At 63.2% G+C, this 778-nt stretch carries 1 pseudogene; it reads right to left on the bottom strand.

Annotated features, from left to right (window positions below):
* Positions 1–669, bottom strand: a pseudogene (locus tag GOARA_RS19570) (leucine zipper domain-containing protein); the annotation flags it as partial.
* Between the last annotated feature and the right edge of the window lie 109 nt (positions 670–778).

Genomic DNA, 778 nt, shown 5'->3' with positions numbered 1-778 from the left:
TTCCGTGGGTGGCGAAGTAGCCGGCGGCTCGTTCGATGAAGCTGGCGCACGTTGGGCCCTTCTCGTCGGGCAGGATCTCGGAGTAGGCGAGCCGGGAATGGTCATCGACCATCGAGTGGACGTAGTCGTAGCCGATCCGGGTTTCTTCTGGGTGTAGGTCTTGCCCATCTGCCGGCCGTGCGCTTTCCAGCCGCCGCCGTCAGGGATCTTGCCGACCTTCTTTACATCGACGTGGACCAGTTCGCCGGGGCGTTCACGTTCGTAGCGCACCGCGGTGGTCTTCGAGGCACGGATCACCACTCCAGTGAGCGGATCGCAATCGCGTAGATACGGTGTGTTGTGGCGGCGCAGGACCCGCGAGACGGTGCGCGCCGGGACACCGAGTTCAGGCCCTATCCAGTCCTGGCCGCGACGCTCTTGCGCCCTCATCTTCACGATCGCGTTCTCGATTTCTGGTGGCGTTCGGGTGGGGCACCGGTGAGGACGCGAGGATCGATCGTGCAGTCCGGATTCACCTTCGGCCTGGAATCGTTTGACCCAGCGGTGCGCGCACTGACGGGAGATGCCCTGTGCCTTGGCAGCATGGGCGACCGCCCAGCCCTGAACACAGACTCGATCGACAAGAAGCTGACGGCCACGAACGGTAAGTCGGGCATTACGGTGGGACACGAAGGCCTCCGATGTGTCGGTGATAGTAGTAGCAACCACCACCGCACCCGGAGGCCTTCTTCACGTCAACTATCCGACCGGAGTGTCACCAACCTTCCGGCCGGGTACA

The organism is Gordonia araii NBRC 100433, assembly GCF_000241265.1.
In the GTDB taxonomy this organism is placed as follows: Bacteria; Actinomycetota; Actinomycetes; order Mycobacteriales; family Mycobacteriaceae; genus Gordonia; species Gordonia araii.
The sequence above is the reverse complement of the archived record's forward strand: the minus strand, read 5'-3'. Positions and strand labels throughout refer to the sequence as shown.